Here is a 23,866-nt window from a genome sequence, read left to right as displayed (position 1 = left end):
AATACAATAATAATTCTGAAAACGAGGGCAAAAATCAAGTTTTGTGATTAAGCCATAATTTCAGTCATCAAATGTTCCTTTAAGTAATCGAATTCGCCATAACCACTGTATAAGAAGGAGTAAGTTTTATCTGCGAATTTAAATGAAATCCGATTCCAACCATAATAAGTATCTTCTTTAACATCAGTAATTTCTTTGATTGGAATATTTTGGGTCGATGTACCTAACATCCCTTTGATTGGTCTAACTGAAAGGACTCCATTAGAAAATGAGAAATTTGAATATCCATATGAAACCTTTTCTTCTAAATCAATAATTTCAACATAAGCAAACATGATTTTCATCCACCTTTCTGATTTCAAAACCAGTATAAACTGTCGAACGCGTTTCATAGCAAGTTCTAAATGATAGTTTTGATAACTGATGAAGAGTTGAATGAAAAATATAAGAATTAACTTTAGCTTTTATTTATTTGTTATTATTCTATTATTGAATAAATTGGAGGACATTATGAACCAACCCAAAATTGATGAAGATTATTTAACGAAAGGGTCCTTTTTTGATATTTACAATGAAGAAGATTATTTTTTGAGCAACTATTTGATTAAGGATGAGTTAGTGGAGAAACAGATGATTTCCCATCCGATGATTGAACAGACTTTATTTCAACATGTGACCTTTAGTGAGTGCGATTTTGATAAGAGTGATTTGACCGATATTATTTTTAAAAATTGTGACCTCTCGAATTGTCACTTCACTGATTCCAGTTTGTTTCGAGTTAAATTCCAGAACTGTAAAATGCTGGGAACTGATTTCAACGGTTCTTACTTCAACAATATTCAATTCGATAATTGTATTTTAGATTTGGCTAATTTGAATCAGCTGAATTGCAAAGGAGTCAATTTTACAAATAGTAGTTTAAAAGATGTCAGTTTTAATGATAATAAACTAAGTAAAGTTATTTTTGATAACTGTGATCTCAATGAAATGATTGTGATGAACACCAAGTTAAAAGGTATTGACTGGAGTAATTGTCGTTTTGAAACGATTGAAGTGGACCAAAATTATTTGCGAGGATTGAAATTGAATCGTGAACAGGCTGCCTTTTTTGCTCAGAATTTTTTGGGAGTGAAGTTATAGAAAACCACTTAATGGTATATTTTGACCACTCAAGCAAATACCCTATACACTGACGATTTAAAATGGTGTAATACTTCTAACGAAAGGGTTGTTGGTCGTGAAAATAAGGTTAGATATTTCATCAGAGTATCGAGAAAAAGAAATCGTTATCCGAGCTAATAAAAAAGATGAAGAAGTGGCTGAAATATTGCGTAATCTCCAAGAAATTGATACTAAATTACACAATATCAATGGTTATTTGGATAATACGGTCTATTCTTTGTCGACACAGGATATTCTATTCTTTGAAACTAATGATCGAAATGTTTACGCTCATACTAAAGACAACGCCTTTTTGATCCATTACCGGTTGTATGAGTTAGAGGAAAATTTACCAGATAATTTTTTGCGAGTTTCTAAATCGTCAATTTTAAATGTTGATGAAGTAAAATCTCTGACTCAATCCGTTATGGGAAATCTAATTCAGTTTCGCGATAGTTATAAACAAATTTATGTTTCTCGTCGCTTTCTAAAAAAACTAAAGCTGAAATTGAATCAAAGGAAGGTCTAATTATGAGAAATAGAATCTTTTGGGGCTTGTTTTTATTGCTGAGTGCTGCGTTATTGATTGTCAGTCAGTTACATTTGATAACATATACGTTTAATTTTTGGACAATTGTCGCAACGATATTCTTGGTGTTCTTTTTGATTAAGAGTTTAGTTTACTATTCTATTTCGGGAACAGTTTTTACATTGGCGTTTTTAGCAATTTTATACGCTAAACCTTTAGGAATTGCGGCTCTATCTGCTTGGACAATTTTGGGTGCCGCTTTGTTGGTAAGTATTGGATTGTCGGTGATATTGAATCCATTTTTAGCTAAACATCGTCCATGGATGCGTTATAAAAGCCAAGTAAAGTGGGAAAAAAAGCCATTTGGTAGTTACTATGAATACAACGATGATATGAAAACCGTCGATAGTCCTGATGTAGATGTTTTTGTAAAAATGGGCAATAGTGTAAGATACGTTCGCTCTAATGATTTTCATACAGCCAACGTTCAGGCCAATTTGGGTAGTGTAAAAGTTTATTTTGACCACGTAACCGTTAATGATACAGCGACTATCAAAGTAAATGTGTCATTAGGCAATATTGAGTTATTTATCCCCCGTAACTGGAATATTGTCAAAGGAATCAATAATAATATGGGAAATATTTCAGAAGCTGGAGTGCAAAATATCTCTTCTGATAGTCCTACCGTTACAATAACGGGATTGGTTTCAATGGGAAATTTGAAAATACAATATATATAGAAATAGAGCTGCCATTTGGTAGTTCTATTTTTGTAAAATGGCAAAATATTAAAATAAGATAGAGAAAATAGAGTTCTATTTCCACAAAACGGCAAAATATTAAAATAGAACAGGGAAAATAGAGTTCTATTTTCGCAAAACGGCAAAATATTGAAATAGGACAGGAAAAACAGAGTTCTATTTTCGCAAAACGGCAAAATATTAAAATAGGATAAGGAAAATGGAGTTCTATTTCCTCAAAATGCCAAAATAATAAAATAGAATAATGAACAATATTGGTTGCGCCCTATTGAATATTTGATTAATATTTAAAGCAAGAATTCGGAGGGGATAAAAATGGGTGAAATTCACGATTTGCACTGCACTAAATGTGGTTATGGAATCAAAGCCAATACAGGAATCGGTATGTTGTACTCTCCAGAAAATGTTTTTAAAGATAAGCAATTCTTATTGGATTTAGTTGATGATACGAAGATTGCTGATCAAACAATGGATTTATTAACAAAAGGCTATGAAATAAATGAAGATTACGGTCATGCAATTTATGCTTGTCCCAATGATTTTTACTTATTTGATAAGTTTTACTTTCAGTTAAAGGGATCAAGTAAATTTGAACCACAATATCCTTGTCCATATTGTCAGACCACTTTAAAACGACTAACTTTTGCTAAAGGAAGCCCTAGAGCAACCAGATTACGATTTGTTAAAGAGCCAGAGAAGTATTGGCATTGTCCTAAATGTGGCAATGATGAATTGAACGAGATGGCTTTTGGAAACTGGGATTAGAGGAGAAGATATGGAAAATTTTACCGTCTATAATGAAAAAATCGATGAATTGCCAGTTATTATTGATTTACCACACAGTGGAACGCTTATTCCGGAAGACATCAAATCAAAAATGGTGCCAGGTTTAATTTGTCCTAATGTCGACTGGTTTCTGCCAGAGCTTTATGATTTTTTGCTGCAGAGCGGATTTACTGTACTTCAAAATAATCTTCATCGTTACATTGCTGATCCTAATCGTGATTTGTCGATGATTGATGTAAATGGTGATTATCGTTACGAAATAGTTTATAGTCAGACGACTTTTGGAAAATCAATTTATCAAACTAAGTTGACTGATGAAGAAATTAAACAACGAATTAATCAATTTTATCGACCATATCACGCTAAGTTGCAGGAACTAATTGATCATAAATTAGAAAAATTCGACAAAGTTTATTTATTCGATTTGCATAGTTTTGCTGAATATCCACATGAAGATGTAAAAACTGAAGATGTCGTTTTGGGTAATCATTTTGATACTACCTCAAGTGCAGATTTTAGAGAGTTTTTAACCAAGCAACTCAATCAAAAAGGTTATACCGTTTCAAATAATCATCCCTTTTCTGGAGGGTTCATCACGCCACATTATGGAGATAACAAGCGAGTCGAGTCGATTCAAATTGGGTTAGCTTATCATATGTATATCGAGAACCGATATTTTGGTGAGGAAGAATTATCCGGAGTAGATGTAGGAACCTTTACCACATCTAAAAACAGTTTGCAGAGTATATTTATGGAAGTTTTGAATTATATTTTGTCAGGAAAATAGCAGTATCTATTTAGAAATTTCACACTAAATGGATACTGCTTTTTAATTTCTCAGATTATCTAGTTGACAAATGTAAACTTAGAGATTAGTATAATAACCGTAGATTACAAATGTAAACAAGTGAGAGGGATAAGGATAATGACAAAAATATTAGTTTTGATTGTAGGTTTAGCAATTATTGGTTTCATTCTTTGGTGGTTCTTTGGCAATCACGAAGTTGCCAGCCAAACAGCAGATATCGCTGATAACAAACAAAGTGTTGATGTAGAGGTCAGCGGTGGTTATTCACCAGAGGTCATCACTTTGAAGAAAGGCGTTCCAGCAACGTTGAATTTCACTAGAAAAGATGCTTCCAGTTGTTTGGATCGAGTAGTCTTTTCTGATTTCGGAATTAATCAAGAACTACCACAAAATCAAAAAGAGGCTATCGACATTGATACTTCTAAACCCGGAGAATTCCAATGGGCTTGCGGTATGGATATGTTCCACGGCAAATTAATTATTAAATAGGAGATAACAATTATGGTTGAGAAGGTACAAAAAGTTAACGTTACAGTAGCAGGCGGTTATTCACCAGAAGTAGTCAATTTGAAAAAAGGTGTTCCCGCTGAAATTTCATTTACGAGAACGAACGCTCAAGGATGTTTGGATGTCGTTCACTCAAAAGATTTAGATTTTGAAAAACAACTACCACTAAATGAAACTCAAACCGTTACAGTCGATACTGATAAGAGCGGGGAATATACATTTAGTTGCGGTATGGATATGTTCAAAGGAAAGGTCGTGATTTCATAATGACAATTACAAAGAGATTTTGGATTGCATTGGTATTTTCTATTCCAATGTTGATCGGGATGATTTTGATGCCTTTTGGAATCATGGTTCCGGGCAGTGAATGGATTCAATTCGTTCTAACAACTATCGTTATGGCAGTCGCTGCTAGACCTTTCATCCAAAGTGCTTGGGCTTCATTTAAAAAGCACCATTCAAACATGGATACATTGGTAGCGATTGGTACAGCCGTAGCCTATGTTTACAGTATTTATGCTATGTTTACTGGTCAAGCAGTCTTCTTTGAAAGTGCAGCTTTTGTAATAACTTTCGTCTTGTTAGGCCAAGTATTTGAAGAAAGAATGCGTAACAATGCTTCAAATGCCATCGAAAAATTAGTCGACTTACAAGCTAAAGAAGCTGAAGTCATGTGTGATGGCAAATTAGTTAAGATTCCTTTGGACCAAGTAGTTAAGGGTGATTTGATCAGAGTTAAACCTGGTCAAAAAATTGCCGTTGATGGTGTGATCACCGAAGGTAGCTCAACAGTTGATGAGTCAATGGTTACCGGTGAAAGTATGCCTGTTACTAAGAAGATTGGTGACAAAGTTATCGGTTCAACTATTAATAGTAACGGAACTTTCATGTTCAAAGCCGAAAAAGTTGGTAGCGACACAATGCTTTCTCAGATCGTTGAGTTAGTTAAAAAAGCTCAAAATAGTCACGCCCCAATTCAAAATTTAACCGATAAAGTATCGGAAATTTTTGTACCAGCAGTTTTGATTTTATCCATTTTAACGTTCTTAGTTTGGTACGTCTTCTTAGGAGCTACGATTGCTAAAGCTTTGATTTTCGCAGTTTCTGTAGTAGTTATCGCTTGTCCTTGTGCCTTAGGTTTAGCTACACCAACAGCCTTAATGGTTGGAACTGGTCGTGGTGCTAAGATGGGTATCTTGATCAAGAATGGTGAAGTTCTTGAAGAAGTTAACGATGTAAAGACTGTCGTTATGGATAAAACTGGTACTATCACAAATGGTAAGCCAGAAGTTACTGACATTGTTGGTAACGAAAAGCAAGTCTTGACAATTGCTGCTAGTTTGGAAGAATCTTCTGAACATCCTCTAGCTACAGCCATCATGGACAAAGCTAAAACTGAAAACATTCAAGCTAATGCCGCAAGTGATTTTTCAGCGGTTGAAGGTAAGGGTGTTACAGCTTTGGTCGATGATCAAAAAGCCTTTGTTGGTAACGATAAGATGTTATCTGATGTAGAAATTGATTCAAAATTACAAGCTAAAATGATTCAACTTCAAAATGAAGCCAAGACAGTTGTCTTCGTTGGTGTTGATAATAAGATTATTGGTTTAATTGCTATCCAAGATGCTCCAAAGGCTACTTCTAAAGAAGCAATCGCCACTTTGAAAGCTCGTGGATTGAGAACTGTAATGTTGACGGGTGACAACCAACGAGTTGCTGAAGCAATCGCTAAAGAAGTGGGTATCGATGAAGTTATCGCTGACGTTTTGCCAGGTGACAAAGCTGATCACGTTCAAACACTTCAAAAGAATGGTAAAGTTGCCTTCGTTGGTGACGGAATCAATGATGCTCCTGCTTTGACAATGGCTGATGTCGGAATTGCCATGGGTTCAGGTACAGATATTGCCATTGAATCTGGTGGTATCGTCTTGATGAAGAATGACTTACGTGACGTCGCTAAAGCTCTAGAATTGAGCCGTAAGACTTTCAATCGTATCAAGTTAAATCTCTTCTGGGCCTTCATTTACAACGTCTTAGGAATTCCAGTCGCTGCAGGATTATTCTTCGCCGTAGGCTTGAGTTTGAGCCCTGAATTAGCGGGTCTAGCAATGGCCTTCAGTTCATTGTCAGTTGTAACTAGTTCTGTATTATTGAATAAGAGTAAGATTGAACCTAAAGTTGCATTGGATTAATTTTTTGATTTAGATAGTAGGTTTTAAACTTAATTTGATTACTTAGAAGATAAATAGCCCTGATAGAATTCAATAGATGAGTTCTATCAGGGCTTTATTTGTATCTCATTGGTTTTTTTCTTCGTCTTGTAAACTGGCAATTAATTCGTCAATATTTTCAAAAGTTTTTAATGTACCACTTTCAGCTTCTTGACGTGCTAAAGAATTGGTTGAATTATTTGTATTTGAGTTATAATCCATAATCTCCACCTATGCTTTTCTTGAATTAATGTCTGTTTTTAAAAATAAAGAACTTAGATAATACGTAATTTCCAACGATGGCTAAAAATTGTCCGACTAGTTTAGATCCGGTTCCGTTGGCGCTGAGGACGGAAATACCGATCCAGAGTGTAGCTGTTTCAATTAGGAAAGTTAAAATTCTAGTTGCGTAAAAGGCCAACATTTCTTGAAAAGCTGAGTTAGATTTGTGATGGAAGACGATAACACGATCGACCCAAAATCCGACTTGTACTCCTAAGAACCAAGCAATAAGATTAGCGACTTGATAGTTCATATGAATAGTATGGTACAAAATATAGAAGGTTCCAAAATTGACGACAACGGAAAGCAATCCCCACAGTAAGTATCTAACTAATTGCTTACTGTTACTTTCTAACGGTTCAGTTTCAGTTGAGAAGACTGTACCAGCATCATTAATACCTTCTTCGACATCATCAATAATCTTTTTTGTTGGAGTTTCTTGATCCAAGTTAGTTTTCTTATTCATAAATATCTTTTCTCCCAGATTGGGTTCTTTCTAAATCTCGGTTAATGTAGCTATTCCAGACTAGATAGTTGTTCTATTCTTTATCCTCTAATTATTTGAAATAAATAAAACAAAACATCATCTAGTCGGTAGTGACAGCAATTTATCACTAATTAACCTAATTTAATAAAGAACCCAAATTTTACATATACCTTTATATTAAACCTTTTTCCAGTAACTTAGACAATTTTGGTGACTATTGAAGTTTTAATTATCATTTACAACTCGACGTTTTTTTAAATATTCCTTACCATAATAAACACCGTAACAGAGAATTAAAAACGGAATCATGTAGAAGAGAGCTGATCTTTGGTTGGGGTCAAAGACAATCAAGACACAAGATAACAAACTCATGATAAAGGCAGCCCAAGGTACGACTGGATACCAAGGAGTTTTGAATTTCAGTTCACTTAATTTGTGACCATCTTTGAGAAATTGTTTGCGGAAATTGATTTCAGATAAAGCAATTGCCATCCAGACGATAACTACCGCTAGACCAGAAATTGAAACGAGGACTAAATAAACTGTAGAAGCAGCGACAACACTGGAAACTAAAGCCAAAATTCCACCAAGCATACTCAAGCAAAGAGCTAGCATCGGAACGTTTCGGGAGTTAGTTTTGGCATATTTGATGGGAATCATCCCTTCGTGAGCTAGTGACCAAAGCATTCTCGTTGAAGCATACAATCCTGAATTAGCAGCCGACAAGATTGCTGTCAAGACGACGAAATTCATCAAATCTCCAGCAAAAGGCAAGCCAATACTATTGAAAACTAGAACAAATGGACTTTGATCAACGCCAGCTTTTTGCCAGGGAATTAAAGCTGACATGACGACGATACTACCGATGAAGAAAATTACTAAACGCAATAAAGTAGTATGAATTGCTCTAGGAATGTTTTTCCCAGGGTCTTTAGTTTCACCAGCAGTAACACCAATTAGTTCCGTTCCTGAGAAGGCAAAGTTTACCGTTAGCATAGTAGTGAAAACAGCTTTAAAACCTCGAGGGAATAAGCCATCTTTGACTAGATTAGTAAATAATGGGGCATGAGTGGTCCCTTTAATGGGAATGACGCCAAAGATTGCCAAAAAGCCGACGACGATGAATAAAACAATGGCGATAACTTTGATACTAGAGAACCAAAATTCCGTTTCAGCAAAGAATTTAACTGAGAGAGCATTGGAAATAAAAATTACCGCCATAAACAATGCACTCCACAGCCAAGTGGGAGATCCGGGGAACCACTGTTGCATGATCAATCCAGCAGCGGTGAATTCAGAACCTAATGCGACCGTCCAAGTTAACCAATATAAAATTGCGACTGTAAAACCAGTTCCTGGGCCGATATATCTGTCAGCGTAAACGTGAAATGAACCAGTTTCTGGCATAGCGACTGATAATTCACCCAGACAGAGCATGACTAAATAAACGACGATAGCGCCAATTCCGTAGGCTAAAATCGTTCCGATCGGACCGGCTTCATGAATCGTATAACCAGAGCTTAAAAATAGTCCCGTTCCGATAACGCCGCCAAGAGAAATCATAAACAGGTGACGTGACTCCATGTTTCGCTTTAGTTTGATGTGGGTATCTTCTTCATTTTTCAAGAGTAATCACCTTGTATAATAGTTTAAATTAGAATAAAATTAAAAAAGTTTAATTTTTATGATAGACTAGATGATTTTCAATATCAAGTTGACAAAAGCCATGGAGGAATGAGAATGAGTGATTTAATAGCGAAAAATTTAGAACATAGAACTGGATTAGTCGTTGATGGAGCCATGGCAACAGAATTAGAAAAGCATGGTGTCAAGACTGATAGTGACTTGTGGTCAGCAACAGCAATGATTGAAAAGCCGGAAGCTATTACTGCCGTTCACAAAAGTTATTTTGAACAAGGTGCTGACTTTGCGACAACCAATACTTATCAAGCTAACGTAGGTAAATTTATGGAATTGGGTTTAAGTGAAAAAGACAGCAAGAACTTAATTACCCAAGCAGTTGATTTAGCCAAAAAAGCTCGAGACCAATATTTCGATTCATTGACTGAAGAAGAACGTGCCCAAAAAGTATATCCCTTGGTAGCTGGGAGTGTTGGTCCTTATGGAGCTTATTTAGCCGACGGAAGCGAGTATACCGGTGCCTATAATTTGACGAAGAAAGAATATCAGGATTTTCACGTCCAACGTATGGATTTGTTGGACAAAGCCGGAGTTGATCTCTTCGCTTTTGAAACTCAACCTAATTTTGATGAGACGGTAGCGTTAGTCGATTTATTGCAAACAAAATTTCCAGATCAACGAGCTTGGTTGAGCTTTAGCATTCAGGATAGCGAAACCCTTTGTGATGGAACTTCATTGTATGAAGCAGTGAAGTACTTCGAAGACGTTGATCAAGTTTCAGCAATCGGAGTTAATTGTACAAATTTGGAAAATATACAAGATGTTGTGCGTAATATTAATCAAGTAACGGATAAACCGATTATTGTATACCCTAATAATGGTGATATTTATGATCCAGAGACGAAAACTTGGCAAAAAAATCCTCAAGCTGACACCTTCACTGACTTAGTCCCAGAGTGGATTGAGGCTGGAGCAAAATTGATTGGCGGTTGTTGTCGGACTACTCCTGAAGACATCAAACAAATCGCTGATTATTTAGCATGATTTTTTGAATACCATATATAGTGATGGTTACTCATAAAAACACAAGATGTTCCATGTGAAACATTTTCATGCCAAATATCTGAAAAATAAAAAAAGATTCGTCTCATTTTGTATTGTTGATCAAAAAGAGATGAATCTTTTTTGCTATGCGTATCGAAAGGCTTTTAAAACTTATTATGCTATATTTATTTTGGAAAAATAGATAGGGGAACAATCATGGGATTAATGATATCGAGTTTCGTGCTAGTTTTGGCGGCCATTGTAAGTATTTTCTTAGGACAATTGTTCACCAAAATATCGGTGAGTTATATCAGTATGATAATTGGTGGAATTATCGCTTTTACGCCATTTATCAGTGGTCAAATTGACAACTTCAATTCGGAAATATTCATTGGTTTAGTTGTAGCACCGTTGTTATTTTTTGAGGGTCAGGCAACAAGGTTAAATTTGGTCGGAAAAGAAATTAAACACATTATTCAAACAGCAGTTATTTTGGTTGTTTTATGCTTAATAATTGCTGGATTTGGCGTCTGGGAAATTGCTGGGATTAGTTTGCCTTTAGCTTTTATTTTGGCTGCTATCAGCACGCCAACGGACGCTACGGCGATGGAATCTGTCACGAATGGCTTGAAGGTGCCGAAAAAGGAAGGCATCTTTTTGAAGATGGAGTCGTTATTCAACGATGCTTCAGGGATAATCTTATTGAATATGACGATTCTTTGGTATGTGAACGGCTATATCAACTATGGACAGACAATGATCGATTTTCTAATTTCAGCTGTTGGTGGCCTGGTTTTTGGTTTTTTGGCAGCGTGGGTTGTAGTGTTGTTTCGACAGGTTTTATTACGTTCTTCATTTAATTCCTTGAATGCTCAAAACTTACTTTATCTAATCACACCATTCGTTCTCTATTATTTAGCAGAAGAATTGCATGTTTCAGGGATTATCGCGGTCGTTTGTGCCGGGTTAGTGCATAATGCAGAAGCTCAGCGGAGTAAATTATTGAACGCACCACAAGTCCATATGGGCTTTGACTTAGTATCAATGGTTACAGAAACGCTCAACAGTGTAGTTTTTATTATCTTGGGATTTATGTTTGTCAAAATTGTCGGTCAAGAGAAATTTTCTAGCAAATCATTCATTTGGTTATTGATTGGTGTCACGATTTATATGATTGGCGTGTTGACAAGATACATTTATGGACGGCTGCGCTTGAAGTTCAACAATAGATCAGCTTGGATCTTTTCATTAGGAGGAGTTCACGGAGCTGTAACTTTGGCCTTGGCGTATACATTGGCAGAATTTCACGTTAATAAAGCTGATTTCAATTTAGTTTTGATGTCGGAAAGTGTCCTGATAATCTTGAGTTTAGTAGTGCCAACGATTGCCTTTAGATTCATTTTGGAGAAAGATGTCGACGATGAAGATATTGCTAGCGAGATGGATGAAATTAGAATCACCATGGTTCATAAAGCAATCGCCGCTGTTGATAAAATGTATCTGCCGGATAACGTTAAGAATTCAGTTATCTTTGATTTGATGGCTCAGAAGCAAAAAACAAGAACGAGAGATTTTGTTAAACAGTGGCTAGGCGTAGTGCAGCACCCAGAATTTACCGGAGCGGAAAAAGAACTCGAGATGCGTGCTTTTATGAATGCACTAGCTAAAGAACGTGAGTATTTGGATATGATCTCGCAAAGTGAAGTTAAGTATCAAGATTACGTCTTTGAATTGTACAAGGAAGTTTTACTAGCTGAAACTCTAGTGATAGGACCGACGATATCAGAATAATTATGCTGTACTAGATGGCTATTCTTAATTTGGTATCAATTCATCAATAGGTTTTATTATGTACTGATGACAGAGGTTAATTCATCTATCGAAAATGTTTTTTGATCGAGGTCTCAGTTATGAAAAAAATGAATAAGATTTTTTTATATGCATCAATGTTAATATTAACTTCAGGTATTGCGGCCGTTCCTACCGTGGCAAAAGCTGACATCAATTATGGTTTGACTAGCGTTGGGACAGCCATTGTTACGACAAAGGATAGCGCTCAATTGTACAATGATAGTGGTCAACCATTAGGCCGCTATTTACCAGCTGGTTCGGAATGGAAGACTAGTTTGGAAAATACTTTGGATAGTGGTTCTTATTATGGCGTTGGAGCTGATGAATTTCTCAAGAGTTCAGACGTTGATTTCGAATCTTTGGATGGTCAGGCTACTTATTCAGAGGGACAAACTAGTGCCGCAAATTATGATGGCATCGAGGTAACTTCAGCAGCTGGAGCTCCATTGTACGATGAGAGTGGCAATCCTTTAGGCAGAAGCTTACCCGAAGGCAGCGATTGGAAAGTTGATTTGCAAGATAATAATGCTAAAGGAACCTTCTATCGTGTTGCCACAAATGAGTATGTCAGTGCAGTAGACGTTCGTCCTTATCAAAATTCTCCAGTTTATTCTGAAAGCAAAGTCGTTACAACGCCGAGTGGCAATCCAACACGTTTGTATGATGAACATGGACAATTAATTACTGATCGTGCTTTGGCAGCCAATACTAGTTGGTATACAGATCAATTTACCGATATCGGAGGAATTGGTTTTTATCGTGTAGCAACTAATGAATATGTAATAGCTTCTGAAGTTGACTAATTTAAAATTAAAAAAGTCCTGCTAGTTTGTAGAAAAACCTACATTCTAACAGGACTTATTTTTGCTCTAGTTCCGATGGTTACTTTTTGATAATCGTTGCGGTTGATAACAAAGGTTAAAATATCATTTTCGTCAGGAATACCTTTAGATTCTAAAGCATGATAACCTCTCAATCCACCAAAGGAAATATTGTAACTATCTTTATCGTTGGGAATATGAGATAAATTGTGTAATTTAACTGAGATTTGATTATTTTGGAAGTCGATGTTTTTATTTTCGATGACGACACCGTTTATTTTGTGGGAAAAAATCATTTGGAAATCCTCCGTTTTTTCTGATTAATTAATTGTTAAAGTAATAATAACTGAATTAATTGAATATAAAACAAATTTTGTTTGAATATTTTGCGAAGAAATCATCATAATATGTTTTAGTACTAAATTGGATTACAATAATATAGCAAAAAAGTTACGGAGGGGATTATTATCGACAAGAAAGCCTTGCGCCAACAACAGATCAAAAGATTAAGTGAAAACCAAGCTCAAACAAAAACCGAGGGATTAGAACTCTTAAAGAAGTTAATTGAATTACCTGAGTGGAAAAATGCTCAATCGATTGCAACAACAGCTAGCAGTCCCATAGAAGTACCAACTGAACCAATCATTCAAGCTGCTCAAGAAGCAGGAAAGAAGGTTTATTTACCAAAAACAATGCCACACCGTCAAATGGCCTTTCTACCATTTACAAGTAGCAACGATTTGGTTGTCAGTAAATTTGGCATCCCAGAACCAGAATATAAGGAAGAGTTGGTTAACCAAGCACCGGATCTAGTTATCGTTCCGGGACTAGCTTTTGCTAAAGATTCCAATTATCGAGTTGGCTTTGGTGGCGGATATTACGATCGCTTCTTAGCAAAATACCCTGGTAAAACCGTAACCTTAGTTCCTTCAGCGATGCTTTTTGAAACAGCTGATTGGGAAATTGATGAATTTGATATTAAGATTCAAAGATTATTAACCGTTTAGATAAATTTAAATTATAGGAGGAAAAATATGTTTGCTAACTTAGTAAATGAAAGAACACAAACTTATAAGGGCGTTAAAGTCGGCTTTTCATGGACAGAAATGTTCTTTGGCTTTTGGACTCCTGTGTTTCGTGGCGATTTCAAGTGGGCAAGTGTCCTAGTTTTGGCAGAAATCATTTTTGGCTCTTTCACTTGGGGTGGTGGAGCCTTTCTAGTTACGTTTATTTTTGCCTTTTTCTACAATAGTCTTTACGTTAAAGATATGGTCGCTCAAGGGTATAAACCAGCTGATACTACTTCCTTTAATGTATTGAAGAATGCAGGTTATCTTTAAAAAGAAGTCACTTAAATCAAAAATGGCATCTGTATTGGAATAGTTTTTCTATTTCAATACAGATGCCATTTGTTTTTCCTGAGAAATAAAAGTAAAATCGTAGGATTTAGTCCGGAATAGCGAAGAAAATTGGCTCAAATGTGAAATTTCTCTTGGCAATTTATTGCCTAGTGAAAGGTCGAGCTTGAAGACTTTGCCCGCACTTGGGCTTAGCAAAGGCTCCAAGTCGTGCCCACATTGTTCCAGCCAAATTTTCTTTGCTATGGAGGACGGAATATTACATCGCTTTTTTTTCTCATAAACTAAAATTTTTGCTAAATAAGTGATAAATGTTAGAATAACCAATCAGGCTAGGAAAAGTAATTTTAACAATTTGCTTCTATTAACAAATACCACTAACATTAAATGTAGGGATTTCTTATGGAACTGAAAAAGCAGTTATATCAAGGATAACTCCTTAACATAACTGCTTAAGCGATAAATTTATGGGTGGTCGGGGGATCGAACCCCGGACCCACGGATTAAGAGTCCGTTGCTCTGCCAGCTGAGCTAACCACCCATGTGTCTTGCGTTGATTGCTTATCTCTCTCAACCAACGAGATATATAATACCATAAGCTCAAAATTAATAGCAAGTACTTTTTTAAAAAAAATTCAAAAAAGTTAAGTTGCCTTTATGGTGGCTTTGTTTTAATGAAAAATAACTAGTATAATATTCACGTCAAGGAGATAAATATATGGCTAAAAAAATTCTAGTAGTAGATGATGAAAAACCAATTTCCGATATTGTTAAATATAATTTGGAAAACGAAGGCTACGAAGTCATAACTGCTTTTGATGGACAAGAAGCATTGGACAAAGTTGAAGAGGATGATCCCGATTTGATTTTGCTTGATTTGATGCTTCCAGTTATTGACGGTCTTGAAGTAGCTAGAACTATCAGAAAAACTAAAGATACTCCAATCATTATGTTAACGGCTAAAGATACCGAAATTGATAAGGTTATTGGCCTAGAACTTGGGGCAGATGATTATGTCACTAAACCTTTCTCCAATCGAGAGTTAGTCGCTCGTGTAAAAGCTCGTTTAAGAACTCAAACACATGCACATAGCGAAGAAGCTAAGAGTAGTGAGATTAAAATTGGTGACTTGACCATTCTCCCCGATGCATATACCGTAACAAAAAATGGTAAAGAAATTGAATTAACACACCGTGAATTTGAATTGTTGCACTATTTGGCCCAACACATTGGTCAAGTAATGAAACGTGAGCATTTGCTCCAAACAGTTTGGGGCTATGACTATTTCGGTGATGTTAGAACAGTTGACGTTACCGTTAGACGTTTGCGCGAAAAAATTGAAAATAATCCTAGTCAACCAGAATGGCTCATGACTAGACGTGGTGTGGGGTACTACCTAAGAGACCCTGATGCCGAATAAAAAATTAAAAAACTGATTCGTTTTTATAAGAAGCGAGTCAGTTTTTTTGTTATCCTCATAGCTGTATAATGTAAATAAGTCTGTATTGTTTAGGTGGAAATAAATTGAAAAATAGATTTGTCTTTTTACATTCGATCAATTTTAAAATCGGATTATCGTTTATTTTAATTTTGATAGTCACAATTGAAATCATTGGGGCTTATTTTGTGCGTCAACTAGAGGATCAAAATGTTTCTAATTTTGAAAACTCCGTTGTCGTACCGGCTTATACGCTCAATCAAATTTCAGAAAATTTAACTGATAATGATCAACATACACGTGAAAATATTGGGAATGCGATTCAAGACTATACGCGTGTCAGCACTGATATTACTAATGTACAAGTGGTTGACCGTTCGGGGATCATTGTCGGGGCCAAGGATTCTGAAGGTAATAATATTATCGGAACGCAGACTTTAAAGGATAACATCAAACAAAGTATTAAGACCGATAAGAAGATTACCCAAATTTACTATGAAAAAGATACCGGAAGTTCTTATGAATCGATTGAACCGGTAACTTCGCCAGATAACAGTACAGTAGTTGGTGCAATTTACGTTCGAGCATCAATGGAGTCAGTTTATACAGGTATTAATAATATTATTTTAATTTTCCTAACAGCTTCATTAGTGGCGGGCTTGTTAGGAGCTGTGATTGCTATTTTCATTTCTCGTGCGATTACCCGTCCGATTGATGAAATGAAGCAACAGGCCGTCAGAATGGCTGAGGGAGACTATTCTGGACAAGTTCGTGTCTATTCTCCTGATGAGTTAGGACAACTGGCTATGGCGGTCAATGATTTGTCTGTCAAAGTTGAAGAAGCAACTGAAAACTCGGAGTCTGAGCGAAGGCGACTGGATAGTGTCCTCACGCAGATGTCTGATGGTGTTATTGCAACGAACCGTTTGGGAAATATAACTGTCATCAATGAAATGGCCCAGGAATTCTTGGATAAAGATGAAGATGCGGCTATCGGGCAACCGTTAGTTGAAGTTTTGGGCATTTCTGATCAGACGAGTTTTGACGACTTGTTAGAAAATCCGGATCCAATGGTTATCGAAACCAACGACAATAGTGAAGATTACGATACTGGCGATGATAATTCGTTGATCTTAAATGCTGATTTTTCTTTGATTCAAAGAAACAGTGGCTTTATCAGTGGTATGGTTTGTGTTCTACACGATGTCACTGAACAACAAAAAATCGATAGTGAACGTCGTCAATTCGTTTCTAACGTTTCACACGAGTTGAGAACGCCATTGACTAGTATCAGTAGTTACATCGATGCTTTGAACAACGGTGCTTGGAAAGATCAAAAACTTGCTCCACAATTCTTAGGCGTTACCGCTGAAGAGACCGATCGGATGATTCGAATGATCAAAGATCTGTTGAGTTTGTCGAGAATGGATCAAGGTCGTTCGAAACTTGAAAAAGAACTAGTCAACTTCAATGAATTTTTCTCATATATCTTGGATCGTTTTGATATGATGTTGAAAAAAGAAAAAGCTGATGCTAAAGAAGACGATACTAAAGTTGTCAAAAATTATCGGATCAAGCGAATCTTTACTAGCAAGGATTTGTGGGTCGAAATTGATACCGATAAAATGACGCAAGTGATCGATAATATCATGAACAATGCTATTAAGTATTCACCCGATGGTGGTGTGATCACTTGTCGTTTGTTGGAGACTAATAAGCACATCATTATTAGTATTTCCGATGAAGGATTAGGTATCCCTAGAAAAGATATTAAGAAAGTCTTCGATCGTTTCTATCGTGTTGATAAAGCACGTTCTAGAAAACAAGGTGGTACTGGATTGGGACTATCTATTTCTAAGGAAATCGTTGAGCAGCACAAAGGAAGAATTTGGGTAAATAGTGCTGAAGGTAAGGGATCTACGTTCTACATCTCCTTGCCATTTGACCCTAACGAAACAGGAGGAGAATGGGATGAAATTTAGTCGTTTAATTGTCCAAGTGTTATTAGTTATCGCCGTAATTACTAGTATTGTCCTGTCCTTCTTTATTTGGACCAATACTGCCCGCTATCAACGTGGGAGAAATATCGACGTAACTGACGCTGAGTCGAATAAAAACGAAATACCAATGAATCAAGTTATCAGTCCAACATCAGTCATGTGGCATGATGAAGACGACCAACACTTGATTTACAACAGTAATGAAAATATTTCTTTGAGTATTCAAAAGATAATGCAAGATTGGAAGATTGGTGATCCTAAACTAGTTACTAAAAAAGATGGTGCCTACTATCAAAAGGTGATTCAAGCTAAAAATACGATTCAAATGGTTTATCTAACCGCTATAACGGCTAATGTTTTGGGATATTTGTTGAATAATGACAGTCTCAAAGACGAAAATGGCAAGCAATTCAATCGAATTTTAATCAACTTGAAGGATAAAAAGGATCAAAATATTTATTTAGCCAACGATGACAATTATGCTGTTTACAAAGCTAAAGTAAGAAATGCTTCTGCAACGCCGATTACTAAATTAGTAAAGAAAGCCAATATTAATTTGAAGATAAGATTGGATATTATGAAGCACGGCGTCTTTACTTCATATACTAGTCCGATTAAATTGCAGTCGTATTCATACGTAGTCAATGGTAAAAAAGACGGTGAATATACGACTGCTCTGTTTGATTCGAATACGAGTGGCTTAGTAACGTCAGAAGATAATGGTGTTTATAGCTACAATTATGGTGAATCGAAGCGCTTAGTCTCAGATCACAACACTGACGAATTAACGTTCACTGACTTTACTGATACATCAGTGCCTAAGAATCAATTAGCTTTCTTGCAACGTGGATATCAAAAAGTTATCAATCTGCAAGATTCCATCTCTAACTTGCGTCTGTACAATGCAAATTGGAAAAATCGCGATCTAACTTTTAGAGAATACGTTGAAGGTTTCCCAATCTTTAAGAAGAGTCAATTTGGTTCGATTCAAATTAAATTCAGTCGCCAAGGTAGTACGGAACATTTTGTTAACACGGTCTTAGAAGTACCGGTTCCTTCTAATCAAGCAGCAACTAAGTTGAAGTCTACCAACGATATCTTCAAAGGTCTTCAAGATGTAGGATTTTCTCTCAATGATATTGAAGGACTAGAAGTTGGTTATCAATGGGAGACAGAGTCTGATAATGAAAAAGTCGTCGACTTGAAACCAACGTATTATGTCAAAATCGATGGTCACTGGAAGGCTTATGAAGATTGGACAAATCAAACTGCGGAGGAAGAGTAAATGGATTTTAAAAGAATTGAAGTTATATTCTTAATAGTATTTTTCTCGTTAGATATCTTTTTATTCTTGTCTTTTCGCAATAGTCAACAGTTGGTCAGCAGTACTAGAACCAATACTTCTACTGTCACTGAAATGCGTAAGCGTAATATTAGTTTTGGCAGTTTGGATTCGAAGAGTGGCTACGCCTATTATTTAGGAACGCAACCTAATGATGATTTGGAAGAAAATTCCAGTAAACTCCAAGATCAAAAAGTACAGTATGAAGAAGTTAACCACACTCTAGCTAGTACTTTAGACAGCCCTATTCCAGTTACTACAAGTAACCGTAAGAAGATTATGGATAAGTTTATCAAGAAGGAAAGCAACATTTTGTATGGCAAAAATTACAAGTATGCTCCGCAATTGTCGACTCATTCACAGATGGTTTACGTTACAACTAGTAATTTAGGGGATGTTTATGACAAAACAGCTCAGCTTATCTTTACAATTTCTGACGGTGAAGTGTTAGGTTATACTCAGACGTATGTGAGATCGATGATAATTTTGCACGAAAGACAATCGATCAAGAGTGAAAAAGATGTTATCACGAACCTTTATGCTAATTCGGAAATTCCTAACAATTCAAAGATTGCCTATGCTAATTTGGCTTATACGAAATTGTTAGAGGCCAAGGGTAGTACGATTTACATACCAGTTTGGTTCGTGACGATTAAGAATAAAGATAGTAAAGTTTCAACTACTAAGAAGGTCAATGCCTTTACTGGTAACATAATCAAGAGTTCAACAAATGGAGATAGTAGTTACAATGCCCAATGATGATAGTTTAAAAATCAGTGTTCTGGCTAGCAGCAGCTCTGGAAATGCCACTTATATAGAAACGCCCAAGCACCGCGTGTTAGTCGATGCCGGTCTGTCAGGAATCAAAATCAAGCGTGCCATGGAGAGTATTGGAAAAGATATCAATACTGTTGATTCACTGTTTGTGACCCATGAACACACTGACCATATCAAAGGCGTTGGGGTCTTAGCTAGACGCTATAATCTCAATGTTTATGCCAATCAAAAGACTTGGGAAGCAATGTTGCCTAAGATTGGCAAAATTTCTGAAGATGAGATCAATGTCTTTAATCACAACAAAGTTTTATCGTTAGATGATTTAGATGTTGAAAACTTTTCAGTTTCGCACGATGCAGTTGATCCGCAATTTTATAAGTTTTATCACAATGGTAAAGAGTTTGTTATTTTGACTGATACAGGATACGTTTCTGAGCGAGTTCAAAAGACGATCGAAAATGCCGATGGTTATTTGATGGAATGCAATCACGATGTTGAAATGTTGCGTGAAGGGATGTATCCATGGCCTTTGAAGCAACGTATCTTGAGTGAAAAAGGTCATTTATCTAATGAAGATGGCGCACATACTTTGATGGATGTTATCGGCAATAATACTAAGCAGATTTTCTTAGGCCATTTGAGCCATGAGAATAATACTAAAGCTGTTGCTCGAACAGAAGTCACCCAAGTTTTGGAGGATCATGATTTTGGCGTTGGACGTGATTTTAAGATTCACGATACTGACCCAGCCGTGGCTGATCCTCTGATTGCTTTGTAAAATAAACATTTTAGTCATAAGACGTTCATAGTTTTTTCATAATTCAACGATATATTAGAATTAATAAATGTGTGGGGAAGTGAAATTGTATGAATAACGATAATCAAGACAAACCTGAATCAAGAGTAAATGATAAGAAACGTGGGAATAACAATAATAATCAATCCCATAATTCATTGCTCAAGATGGGAATCGTTGCCTTTATTTCAGCCGCTTTAGGTGTTGTTGTTGCCTTCGCTGGTTTTACATACTTTGGTAACAACAGTTCTGATACCGCCTCAGTTGGAAATACTGCCGGCACAACGCAAGTAAGTAACACCAAGGTAAATACATCCAGTTCGATGTCTGGAGCTTATAAGAAGGTCAATGGCGCTGTTGTTTCGGTTATTAATCTTCAAAAGCAAAAGGAACAATCTAGTGACGGAGACATTTCATCAATTTTTGGTGATTTGTTTGGCGACAGTGGATCGTCTGACAGTACTCAAGGTCAAGCAGATGAGAATGGTAGTAGCGACAGTAACTCTAACTCCAATTCTGATTCTTCAAGTTCTAGTTCCAATAGCAATTTACAAGAATACAGTGAAGGTTCTGGTGTAATTTATGCTAAACAAAATGGCAAAGGCTACATCGTAACGAATAATCACGTTGTTTCTGGTTCTGACTCATTGGAAGTCATCTTGGAAGACGGAACAAAAGTTTCTGCTAAATTAGTTGGTACTGATGCTACAACCGATTTGGCCGTTTTGGAAATCGATGGAAGTAAGGTACCTGCTACAGCCTCATTTGGTAATTCCGACAACGTATCGCCAGGGGACCCAGTAATCGCCATCGGTTCTCCATTGGGTAGTGAATATGCCACAACTGTTACTCAAGGTATTATCTCTGCTACAAATAGAACCGTGACAACTCAAGACCAAAATACTGGTCAAGCTACTGGTGAAGCAACGGTCTTACAAACAGATGCCGCTATCAACCCTGGTAATTCTGGTGGTCCGTTAGTTAACGCTGCTGGTCAAATTGTCGGTATCAACTCAATGAAACTAGCTTCAAATACTGACGGTACTTCAGTTGAAGGTATGGGCTTTGCCATTCCAAGTAATGAAGTAGTTAAGATCATCAATCAATTAGTTGCTAATGGTAAAGTTGAAAGACCATCACTTGGTATTAGAGTCTTGGATCTAGATCAAATTACAGATGCATCGCAATCTAGTTTGAAGTTGCCTGACGATGTAACTAAAGGTGTTGTAGTTTATAGCACAACTTCAGGATCAGTTGCTAAAGCTGCTGGTATGAAGAAATACGACGTTATCGTTAAACTTGGCGACAAGAAGGTAACATCAGTTGCAGACTTACATACAGCCTTATATTCACATTCAGTCGGCGATACAGTTAATATTCAATACTATCGTAATGGTAAGTTGAATACAGCTAAGGTTCACTTGACGAAACAAACTAGTGAATAAAGATTATCTTTAATAAGAAACTCGACTCAAAAATGAGTTCTGTCTTAAATTAATTTGAAATCACAAATAGCATCTACTCAGATATAGTCTGCGATAATCCTTTTATGGTTGTCAGATGAAATAATATAAATTCATCTGATATTCATGAAAGGATTTTTCTATGCCTAGAAGTAAACACTCACTTCAAGAAAAGCTAGATTTAGTGCTAGGATTCAAAGAGTCAACTTATCCACTCAGAACATTTGCCAGAAAAAATAATATTGTTCATAAAACTTTTCGTAGATGGGTCCATCTCTTCGATCAATATGGAATCGACGGCCTGAAGGAAATAACAAAGCGTACAAAATATTCATATAAATTTAAATTACAAGTCGTGACAGACTATCTTGAAGGTAAAGGTTCTTTAGAAACCATTGCCTATAAATATGGTTTAAGAAATACTTTTCAAGTATCGGACTGGGTGTTCAAGTATAATAATGGAAAACTGTTGAAGGATGGCTCACCAAGAAAGAAGAATTCCATTATGAAAAAAAAGATAACCTTTGAAGAACGTATCGAAATCGTAGAGTATGTCGTTAAGGGCAAACATACTTATAAGGAAGCTGCAGAAAAGTATTCCATATCTTATCAACAAGTTCGTTCTTGGGTTTTAAAATCCAAGGACGGCGGTTATAAAGCTTTGATCGATGGCCGGGGCCATCACAAAGCAAAAGATGACTTAACAGAATTAGATAAAGCGCATTTAAAAATCAGAGAATTGGAATCCCAATTAAAAGACCAAAAATTAATTGAGGAATTCGCAAAAAAATTGCAAGAAATTCAGCACAGGGGGTGAAACAACAACATAGATTGGCTTACCAGGCAATAAAGGAAGTCAGTCAAAATAATCATGGAGCCATAACCGTTTTACTGCGCGTTGTCGGTGTTAGCCGACAAGCATATAGCAAATACTGGACTCGTACAGAAACGGAAAAGGAACTTCAAGATAAGCTATTAAAAGAACGTATTATGTACTGGTACGAATTAAATACTAAGACTATTGGTGCAGGCAAGATATTGATTAACCTATTAGCGGATAATCAAATCACATTTAAGGTTTCACTTAAACAAGTGAAACGTTTAATGAGAGAATTAGACATTAAATGTCAGTCTAGAATCAAGAAACACAATCGTTCTAAACAAAAAGAGATTTATATACAAGATAATGTACTGAATCAAAATTTCGAGGTAACGGGACCTAATCAAGTCTGGTTATGTGACTCAACAGAAATTCCTTACGGCTTAAACGGCGAATATAAAGTCCGTTTGAGTGGAGTTTTAGACCTCTACGGTCGTTATTTAATTTCAAGTAATATCAGCCTTACAGAAACTTCAGCAGCTGAAATAATTGTATTTCAACGTGCATTTACAAAAGCTGGTAATGTGTGTCCGATGGTCCATACGGACCGCGGATCAGCGTTTACGTCATTATCATTTGGAAATTTTTTAGATGAACATGGCGTTATTAGAAGTATGTCAAGACCAGGTACACCGTACGATAATTCACCAATGGAACGTTGGTGGAGTGAATTCAAATTACGTTGGATGAATCGCCATCCAATGCCTAAGACTTACAAAGAACTAGTCAAACTTGTCAACGAAGGAATTCACTATTTCAATCATATAAACAGATCACAAACAATAAATGGCCATACCCCAGCAGAACACTGGGATATGGCCATCTAAAAAAATATTCAATTTTTATATTATTTCAAATATCAACTTGACAGGTGCCAACGCAAGTCTCTTTGAGTAGATGCTATTTTGTTTAGAGATTAAAAAT

General features: G+C 36.2%; 26 protein-coding genes and 1 tRNA gene. 21 read left to right on the top strand and 6 right to left on the bottom strand.

Annotation, left to right across the window (positions count from 1 at the left end; all coding sequences use genetic code 11):
* Positions 1–47: 47 nt before the first annotated feature.
* The gene (locus LF20184_RS11975; protein ID WP_010018127.1) at positions 48–335 is read right to left on the bottom strand and encodes a hypothetical protein; all 288 of its coding nucleotides are present in this window, start codon (positions 333–335) and stop codon (positions 48–50) included.
* Positions 336–510: 175 nt separating this feature from the next.
* Here LF20184_RS11975 and LF20184_RS11970 point away from each other — a divergent pair, with 175 nt between their 5' ends.
* From LF20184_RS11970 to LF20184_RS11935, 8 genes are all read left to right on the top strand, one after another.
* Complete coding sequence (locus LF20184_RS11970) at positions 511–1,140, top strand: pentapeptide repeat-containing protein (protein ID WP_010018128.1); 630 nt, start codon at positions 511–513, stop codon at positions 1,138–1,140.
* A 97-nt stretch (positions 1,141–1,237) separates the two neighbouring features.
* Positions 1,238–1,690: a LytTR family DNA-binding domain-containing protein gene (locus LF20184_RS11965; RefSeq protein ID WP_010018129.1), complete on the top strand. Its 453-nt coding sequence runs from the start codon at positions 1,238–1,240 to the stop codon at positions 1,688–1,690.
* A gap of 2 nt (positions 1,691–1,692) precedes the next feature.
* The gene (locus LF20184_RS11960; protein ID WP_010018130.1) at positions 1,693–2,430 is read left to right on the top strand and encodes a LiaF transmembrane domain-containing protein; all 738 of its coding nucleotides are present in this window, start codon (positions 1,693–1,695) and stop codon (positions 2,428–2,430) included.
* A 336-nt stretch (positions 2,431–2,766) separates the two neighbouring features.
* Positions 2,767–3,216 carry a hypothetical protein gene (locus LF20184_RS11955; protein ID WP_010018131.1) on the top strand — a complete coding sequence of 150 codons (450 nt, stop codon included), beginning with the start codon at positions 2,767–2,769 and terminating at the stop codon, positions 3,214–3,216.
* A 10-nt stretch (positions 3,217–3,226) separates the two neighbouring features.
* A complete protein-coding gene (locus tag LF20184_RS11950; RefSeq protein ID WP_010018132.1) occupies positions 3,227–4,024 on the top strand; it encodes an N-formylglutamate amidohydrolase in 798 nt (265 codons plus the stop codon).
* Between the two features lie 138 nt (positions 4,025–4,162).
* The gene (locus LF20184_RS11945; protein ID WP_010018134.1) at positions 4,163–4,534 is read left to right on the top strand and encodes a cupredoxin domain-containing protein; all 372 of its coding nucleotides are present in this window, start codon (positions 4,163–4,165) and stop codon (positions 4,532–4,534) included.
* Positions 4,535–4,546: 12 nt separating this feature from the next.
* Positions 4,547–4,819: a cupredoxin domain-containing protein gene (locus tag LF20184_RS11940; RefSeq protein ID WP_010018135.1), complete on the top strand. Its 273-nt coding sequence runs from the start codon at positions 4,547–4,549 to the stop codon at positions 4,817–4,819.
* Positions 4,819–6,744 (top strand): copper-translocating P-type ATPase, encoded by a 1,926-nt coding sequence (locus LF20184_RS11935; RefSeq protein ID WP_010018136.1) that lies wholly within the window; start codon positions 4,819–4,821, stop codon positions 6,742–6,744. The genes LF20184_RS11940 and LF20184_RS11935 overlap by 1 nt, the downstream gene beginning before the upstream one ends.
* 105 nt (positions 6,745–6,849) lie before the next feature.
* Here the strand turns inward: LF20184_RS11935 and LF20184_RS13070 are convergent, their stop codons facing one another.
* From LF20184_RS13070 to LF20184_RS11925, 3 genes are all read right to left on the bottom strand, one after another.
* The gene (locus LF20184_RS13070) at positions 6,850–6,984 is read right to left on the bottom strand and encodes a hypothetical protein (RefSeq protein ID WP_010018137.1); all 135 of its coding nucleotides are present in this window, start codon (positions 6,982–6,984) and stop codon (positions 6,850–6,852) included.
* 25 nt (positions 6,985–7,009) lie between these two features.
* A complete protein-coding gene (locus LF20184_RS11930; RefSeq protein WP_010018138.1) occupies positions 7,010–7,510 on the bottom strand; it encodes a GtrA family protein in 501 nt (166 codons plus the stop codon).
* A gap of 246 nt (positions 7,511–7,756) precedes the next feature.
* Complete coding sequence (locus LF20184_RS11925; RefSeq protein WP_035181780.1) at positions 7,757–9,115, bottom strand: amino acid permease; 1,359 nt, start codon at positions 9,113–9,115, stop codon at positions 7,757–7,759.
* Between the two features lie 156 nt (positions 9,116–9,271).
* Between LF20184_RS11925 and mmuM the strand changes: the two genes are divergently transcribed.
* The 3 genes from mmuM (at position 9,272) to LF20184_RS11910 (ending at position 12,870) form a co-directional block, all read left to right on the top strand.
* On the top strand, positions 9,272–10,216 hold the full coding sequence (gene mmuM / locus LF20184_RS11920) for a homocysteine S-methyltransferase (protein ID WP_010018140.1): 945 nt from the start codon (positions 9,272–9,274) through the stop codon (positions 10,214–10,216).
* A 216-nt stretch (positions 10,217–10,432) separates the two neighbouring features.
* Positions 10,433–12,007, top strand: coding sequence for a cation:proton antiporter (locus LF20184_RS11915; RefSeq protein ID WP_010018142.1), 1,575 nt, complete (start codon positions 10,433–10,435; stop codon positions 12,005–12,007).
* Positions 12,008–12,126: 119 nt separating this feature from the next.
* Positions 12,127–12,870, top strand: a complete 744-nt coding sequence (locus LF20184_RS11910; RefSeq protein ID WP_010018144.1) for an SLAP domain-containing protein — start codon at positions 12,127–12,129, stop codon at positions 12,868–12,870.
* Between the two features lie 38 nt (positions 12,871–12,908).
* On the opposite strand, the gene LF20184_RS11905 is transcribed toward LF20184_RS11910, so the two are convergent.
* The gene (locus LF20184_RS11905; protein ID WP_010018145.1) at positions 12,909–13,184 is read right to left on the bottom strand and encodes a hypothetical protein; all 276 of its coding nucleotides are present in this window, start codon (positions 13,182–13,184) and stop codon (positions 12,909–12,911) included.
* 168 nt (positions 13,185–13,352) lie between these two features.
* On the opposite strand from LF20184_RS11905, the gene LF20184_RS11900 reads away from it, so the two are divergent.
* Positions 13,353–13,895, top strand: a complete 543-nt coding sequence (locus LF20184_RS11900; protein ID WP_050783065.1) for a 5-formyltetrahydrofolate cyclo-ligase — start codon at positions 13,353–13,355, stop codon at positions 13,893–13,895.
* A gap of 27 nt (positions 13,896–13,922) precedes the next feature.
* Positions 13,923–14,228, top strand: coding sequence for a hypothetical protein (locus LF20184_RS11895; protein WP_010018148.1), 306 nt, complete (start codon positions 13,923–13,925; stop codon positions 14,226–14,228).
* Between the two features lie 486 nt (positions 14,229–14,714).
* On the opposite strand, the gene LF20184_RS11890 is transcribed toward LF20184_RS11895, so the two are convergent.
* A tRNA-Lys gene (locus LF20184_RS11890) sits at positions 14,715–14,787 on the bottom strand.
* Positions 14,788–14,964: 177 nt separating this feature from the next.
* Here LF20184_RS11890 and yycF point away from each other — a divergent pair.
* The 8 genes from yycF to LF20184_RS11850 all read left to right on the top strand — a co-directional run bounded on the left by yycF (position 14,965) and on the right by LF20184_RS11850 (position 23,769).
* A complete protein-coding gene (gene yycF, locus LF20184_RS11885) occupies positions 14,965–15,666 on the top strand; it encodes a cell wall metabolism response regulator VicR (RefSeq protein ID WP_010018149.1) in 702 nt (233 codons plus the stop codon).
* A gap of 104 nt (positions 15,667–15,770) precedes the next feature.
* Entirely contained in the window at positions 15,771–17,666 is a 1,896-nt protein-coding gene (gene walK / locus LF20184_RS11880) for a cell wall metabolism sensor histidine kinase WalK (protein ID WP_010018150.1), read from the top strand.
* The gene (locus LF20184_RS11875) at positions 17,656–18,969 is read left to right on the top strand and encodes a YycH family regulatory protein (protein WP_010018151.1); all 1,314 of its coding nucleotides are present in this window, start codon (positions 17,656–17,658) and stop codon (positions 18,967–18,969) included. The genes walK and LF20184_RS11875 overlap by 11 nt, the downstream gene beginning before the upstream one ends.
* Positions 18,970–19,785, top strand: coding sequence for a two-component system regulatory protein YycI (locus LF20184_RS11870; RefSeq protein WP_010018152.1), 816 nt, complete (start codon positions 18,970–18,972; stop codon positions 19,783–19,785). It begins immediately after the preceding gene.
* Positions 19,775–20,581 (top strand): MBL fold metallo-hydrolase, encoded by an 807-nt coding sequence (locus LF20184_RS11865; protein ID WP_010018153.1) that lies wholly within the window; start codon positions 19,775–19,777, stop codon positions 20,579–20,581. The genes LF20184_RS11870 and LF20184_RS11865 overlap by 11 nt, the downstream gene beginning before the upstream one ends.
* An 89-nt stretch (positions 20,582–20,670) precedes the next feature.
* The gene (locus LF20184_RS11860) at positions 20,671–22,044 is read left to right on the top strand and encodes a S1C family serine protease (protein WP_010018154.1); all 1,374 of its coding nucleotides are present in this window, start codon (positions 20,671–20,673) and stop codon (positions 22,042–22,044) included.
* Positions 22,045–22,204: 160 nt separating this feature from the next.
* Positions 22,205–22,879: a helix-turn-helix domain-containing protein gene (locus LF20184_RS11855; protein WP_082607452.1), complete on the top strand. Its 675-nt coding sequence runs from the start codon at positions 22,205–22,207 to the stop codon at positions 22,877–22,879.
* Complete coding sequence (locus tag LF20184_RS11850) at positions 22,876–23,769, top strand: IS3 family transposase (protein WP_099240376.1); 894 nt, start codon at positions 22,876–22,878, stop codon at positions 23,767–23,769. The genes LF20184_RS11855 and LF20184_RS11850 overlap by 4 nt, the downstream gene beginning before the upstream one ends.
* The last annotated feature ends 97 nt before the right edge of the window (positions 23,770–23,866 follow it).

This window comes from Companilactobacillus farciminis KCTC 3681 = DSM 20184 (assembly GCF_002706745.1).
In the GTDB taxonomy this organism is placed as follows: domain Bacteria; phylum Bacillota; class Bacilli; order Lactobacillales; family Lactobacillaceae; genus Companilactobacillus; species Companilactobacillus farciminis.
This window is presented reverse-complemented; position numbering and strand designations above follow the sequence as displayed.

Coding starts and splice junctions, on each gene's coding strand:
- LF20184_RS11855 (WP_082607452.1), top strand. CDS start 22,205: ATGCCTAGAAGTAAACACTCACTTCAAGAAAAGCTAGATTTAGTGCTA.
- LF20184_RS11895 (WP_010018148.1), top strand. CDS start 13,923: ATGTTTGCTAACTTAGTAAATGAAAGAACACAAACTTATAAGGGCGTT.
- LF20184_RS11975 (WP_010018127.1), bottom strand. CDS start 335: ATGTTTGCTTATGTTGAAATTATTGATTTAGAAGAAAAGGTTTCATAT.
- LF20184_RS11860 (WP_010018154.1), top strand. CDS start 20,671: ATGAATAACGATAATCAAGACAAACCTGAATCAAGAGTAAATGATAAG.
- LF20184_RS11955 (WP_010018131.1), top strand. CDS start 2,767: ATGGGTGAAATTCACGATTTGCACTGCACTAAATGTGGTTATGGAATC.
- LF20184_RS11870 (WP_010018152.1), top strand. CDS start 18,970: ATGGATTTTAAAAGAATTGAAGTTATATTCTTAATAGTATTTTTCTCG.
- LF20184_RS11970 (WP_010018128.1), top strand. CDS start 511: ATGAACCAACCCAAAATTGATGAAGATTATTTAACGAAAGGGTCCTTT.
- LF20184_RS11950 (WP_010018132.1), top strand. CDS start 3,227: ATGGAAAATTTTACCGTCTATAATGAAAAAATCGATGAATTGCCAGTT.
- LF20184_RS11930 (WP_010018138.1), bottom strand. CDS start 7,510: ATGAATAAGAAAACTAACTTGGATCAAGAAACTCCAACAAAAAAGATT.
- LF20184_RS11945 (WP_010018134.1), top strand. CDS start 4,163: ATGACAAAAATATTAGTTTTGATTGTAGGTTTAGCAATTATTGGTTTC.
- LF20184_RS11875 (WP_010018151.1), top strand. CDS start 17,656: ATGAAATTTAGTCGTTTAATTGTCCAAGTGTTATTAGTTATCGCCGTA.
- LF20184_RS13070 (WP_010018137.1), bottom strand. CDS start 6,984: ATGGATTATAACTCAAATACAAATAATTCAACCAATTCTTTAGCACGT.
- LF20184_RS11905 (WP_010018145.1), bottom strand. CDS start 13,184: ATGATTTTTTCCCACAAAATAAACGGTGTCGTCATCGAAAATAAAAAC.
- yycF (WP_010018149.1), top strand. CDS start 14,965: ATGGCTAAAAAAATTCTAGTAGTAGATGATGAAAAACCAATTTCCGAT.
- LF20184_RS11910 (WP_010018144.1), top strand. CDS start 12,127: ATGAAAAAAATGAATAAGATTTTTTTATATGCATCAATGTTAATATTA.
- mmuM (WP_010018140.1), top strand. CDS start 9,272: ATGAGTGATTTAATAGCGAAAAATTTAGAACATAGAACTGGATTAGTC.
- LF20184_RS11935 (WP_010018136.1), top strand. CDS start 4,819: ATGACAATTACAAAGAGATTTTGGATTGCATTGGTATTTTCTATTCCA.
- LF20184_RS11940 (WP_010018135.1), top strand. CDS start 4,547: ATGGTTGAGAAGGTACAAAAAGTTAACGTTACAGTAGCAGGCGGTTAT.
- LF20184_RS11865 (WP_010018153.1), top strand. CDS start 19,775: ATGCCCAATGATGATAGTTTAAAAATCAGTGTTCTGGCTAGCAGCAGC.
- LF20184_RS11960 (WP_010018130.1), top strand. CDS start 1,693: ATGAGAAATAGAATCTTTTGGGGCTTGTTTTTATTGCTGAGTGCTGCG.
- LF20184_RS11925 (WP_035181780.1), bottom strand. CDS start 9,115: ATGGAGTCACGTCACCTGTTTATGATTTCTCTTGGCGGCGTTATCGGA.
- LF20184_RS11915 (WP_010018142.1), top strand. CDS start 10,433: ATGGGATTAATGATATCGAGTTTCGTGCTAGTTTTGGCGGCCATTGTA.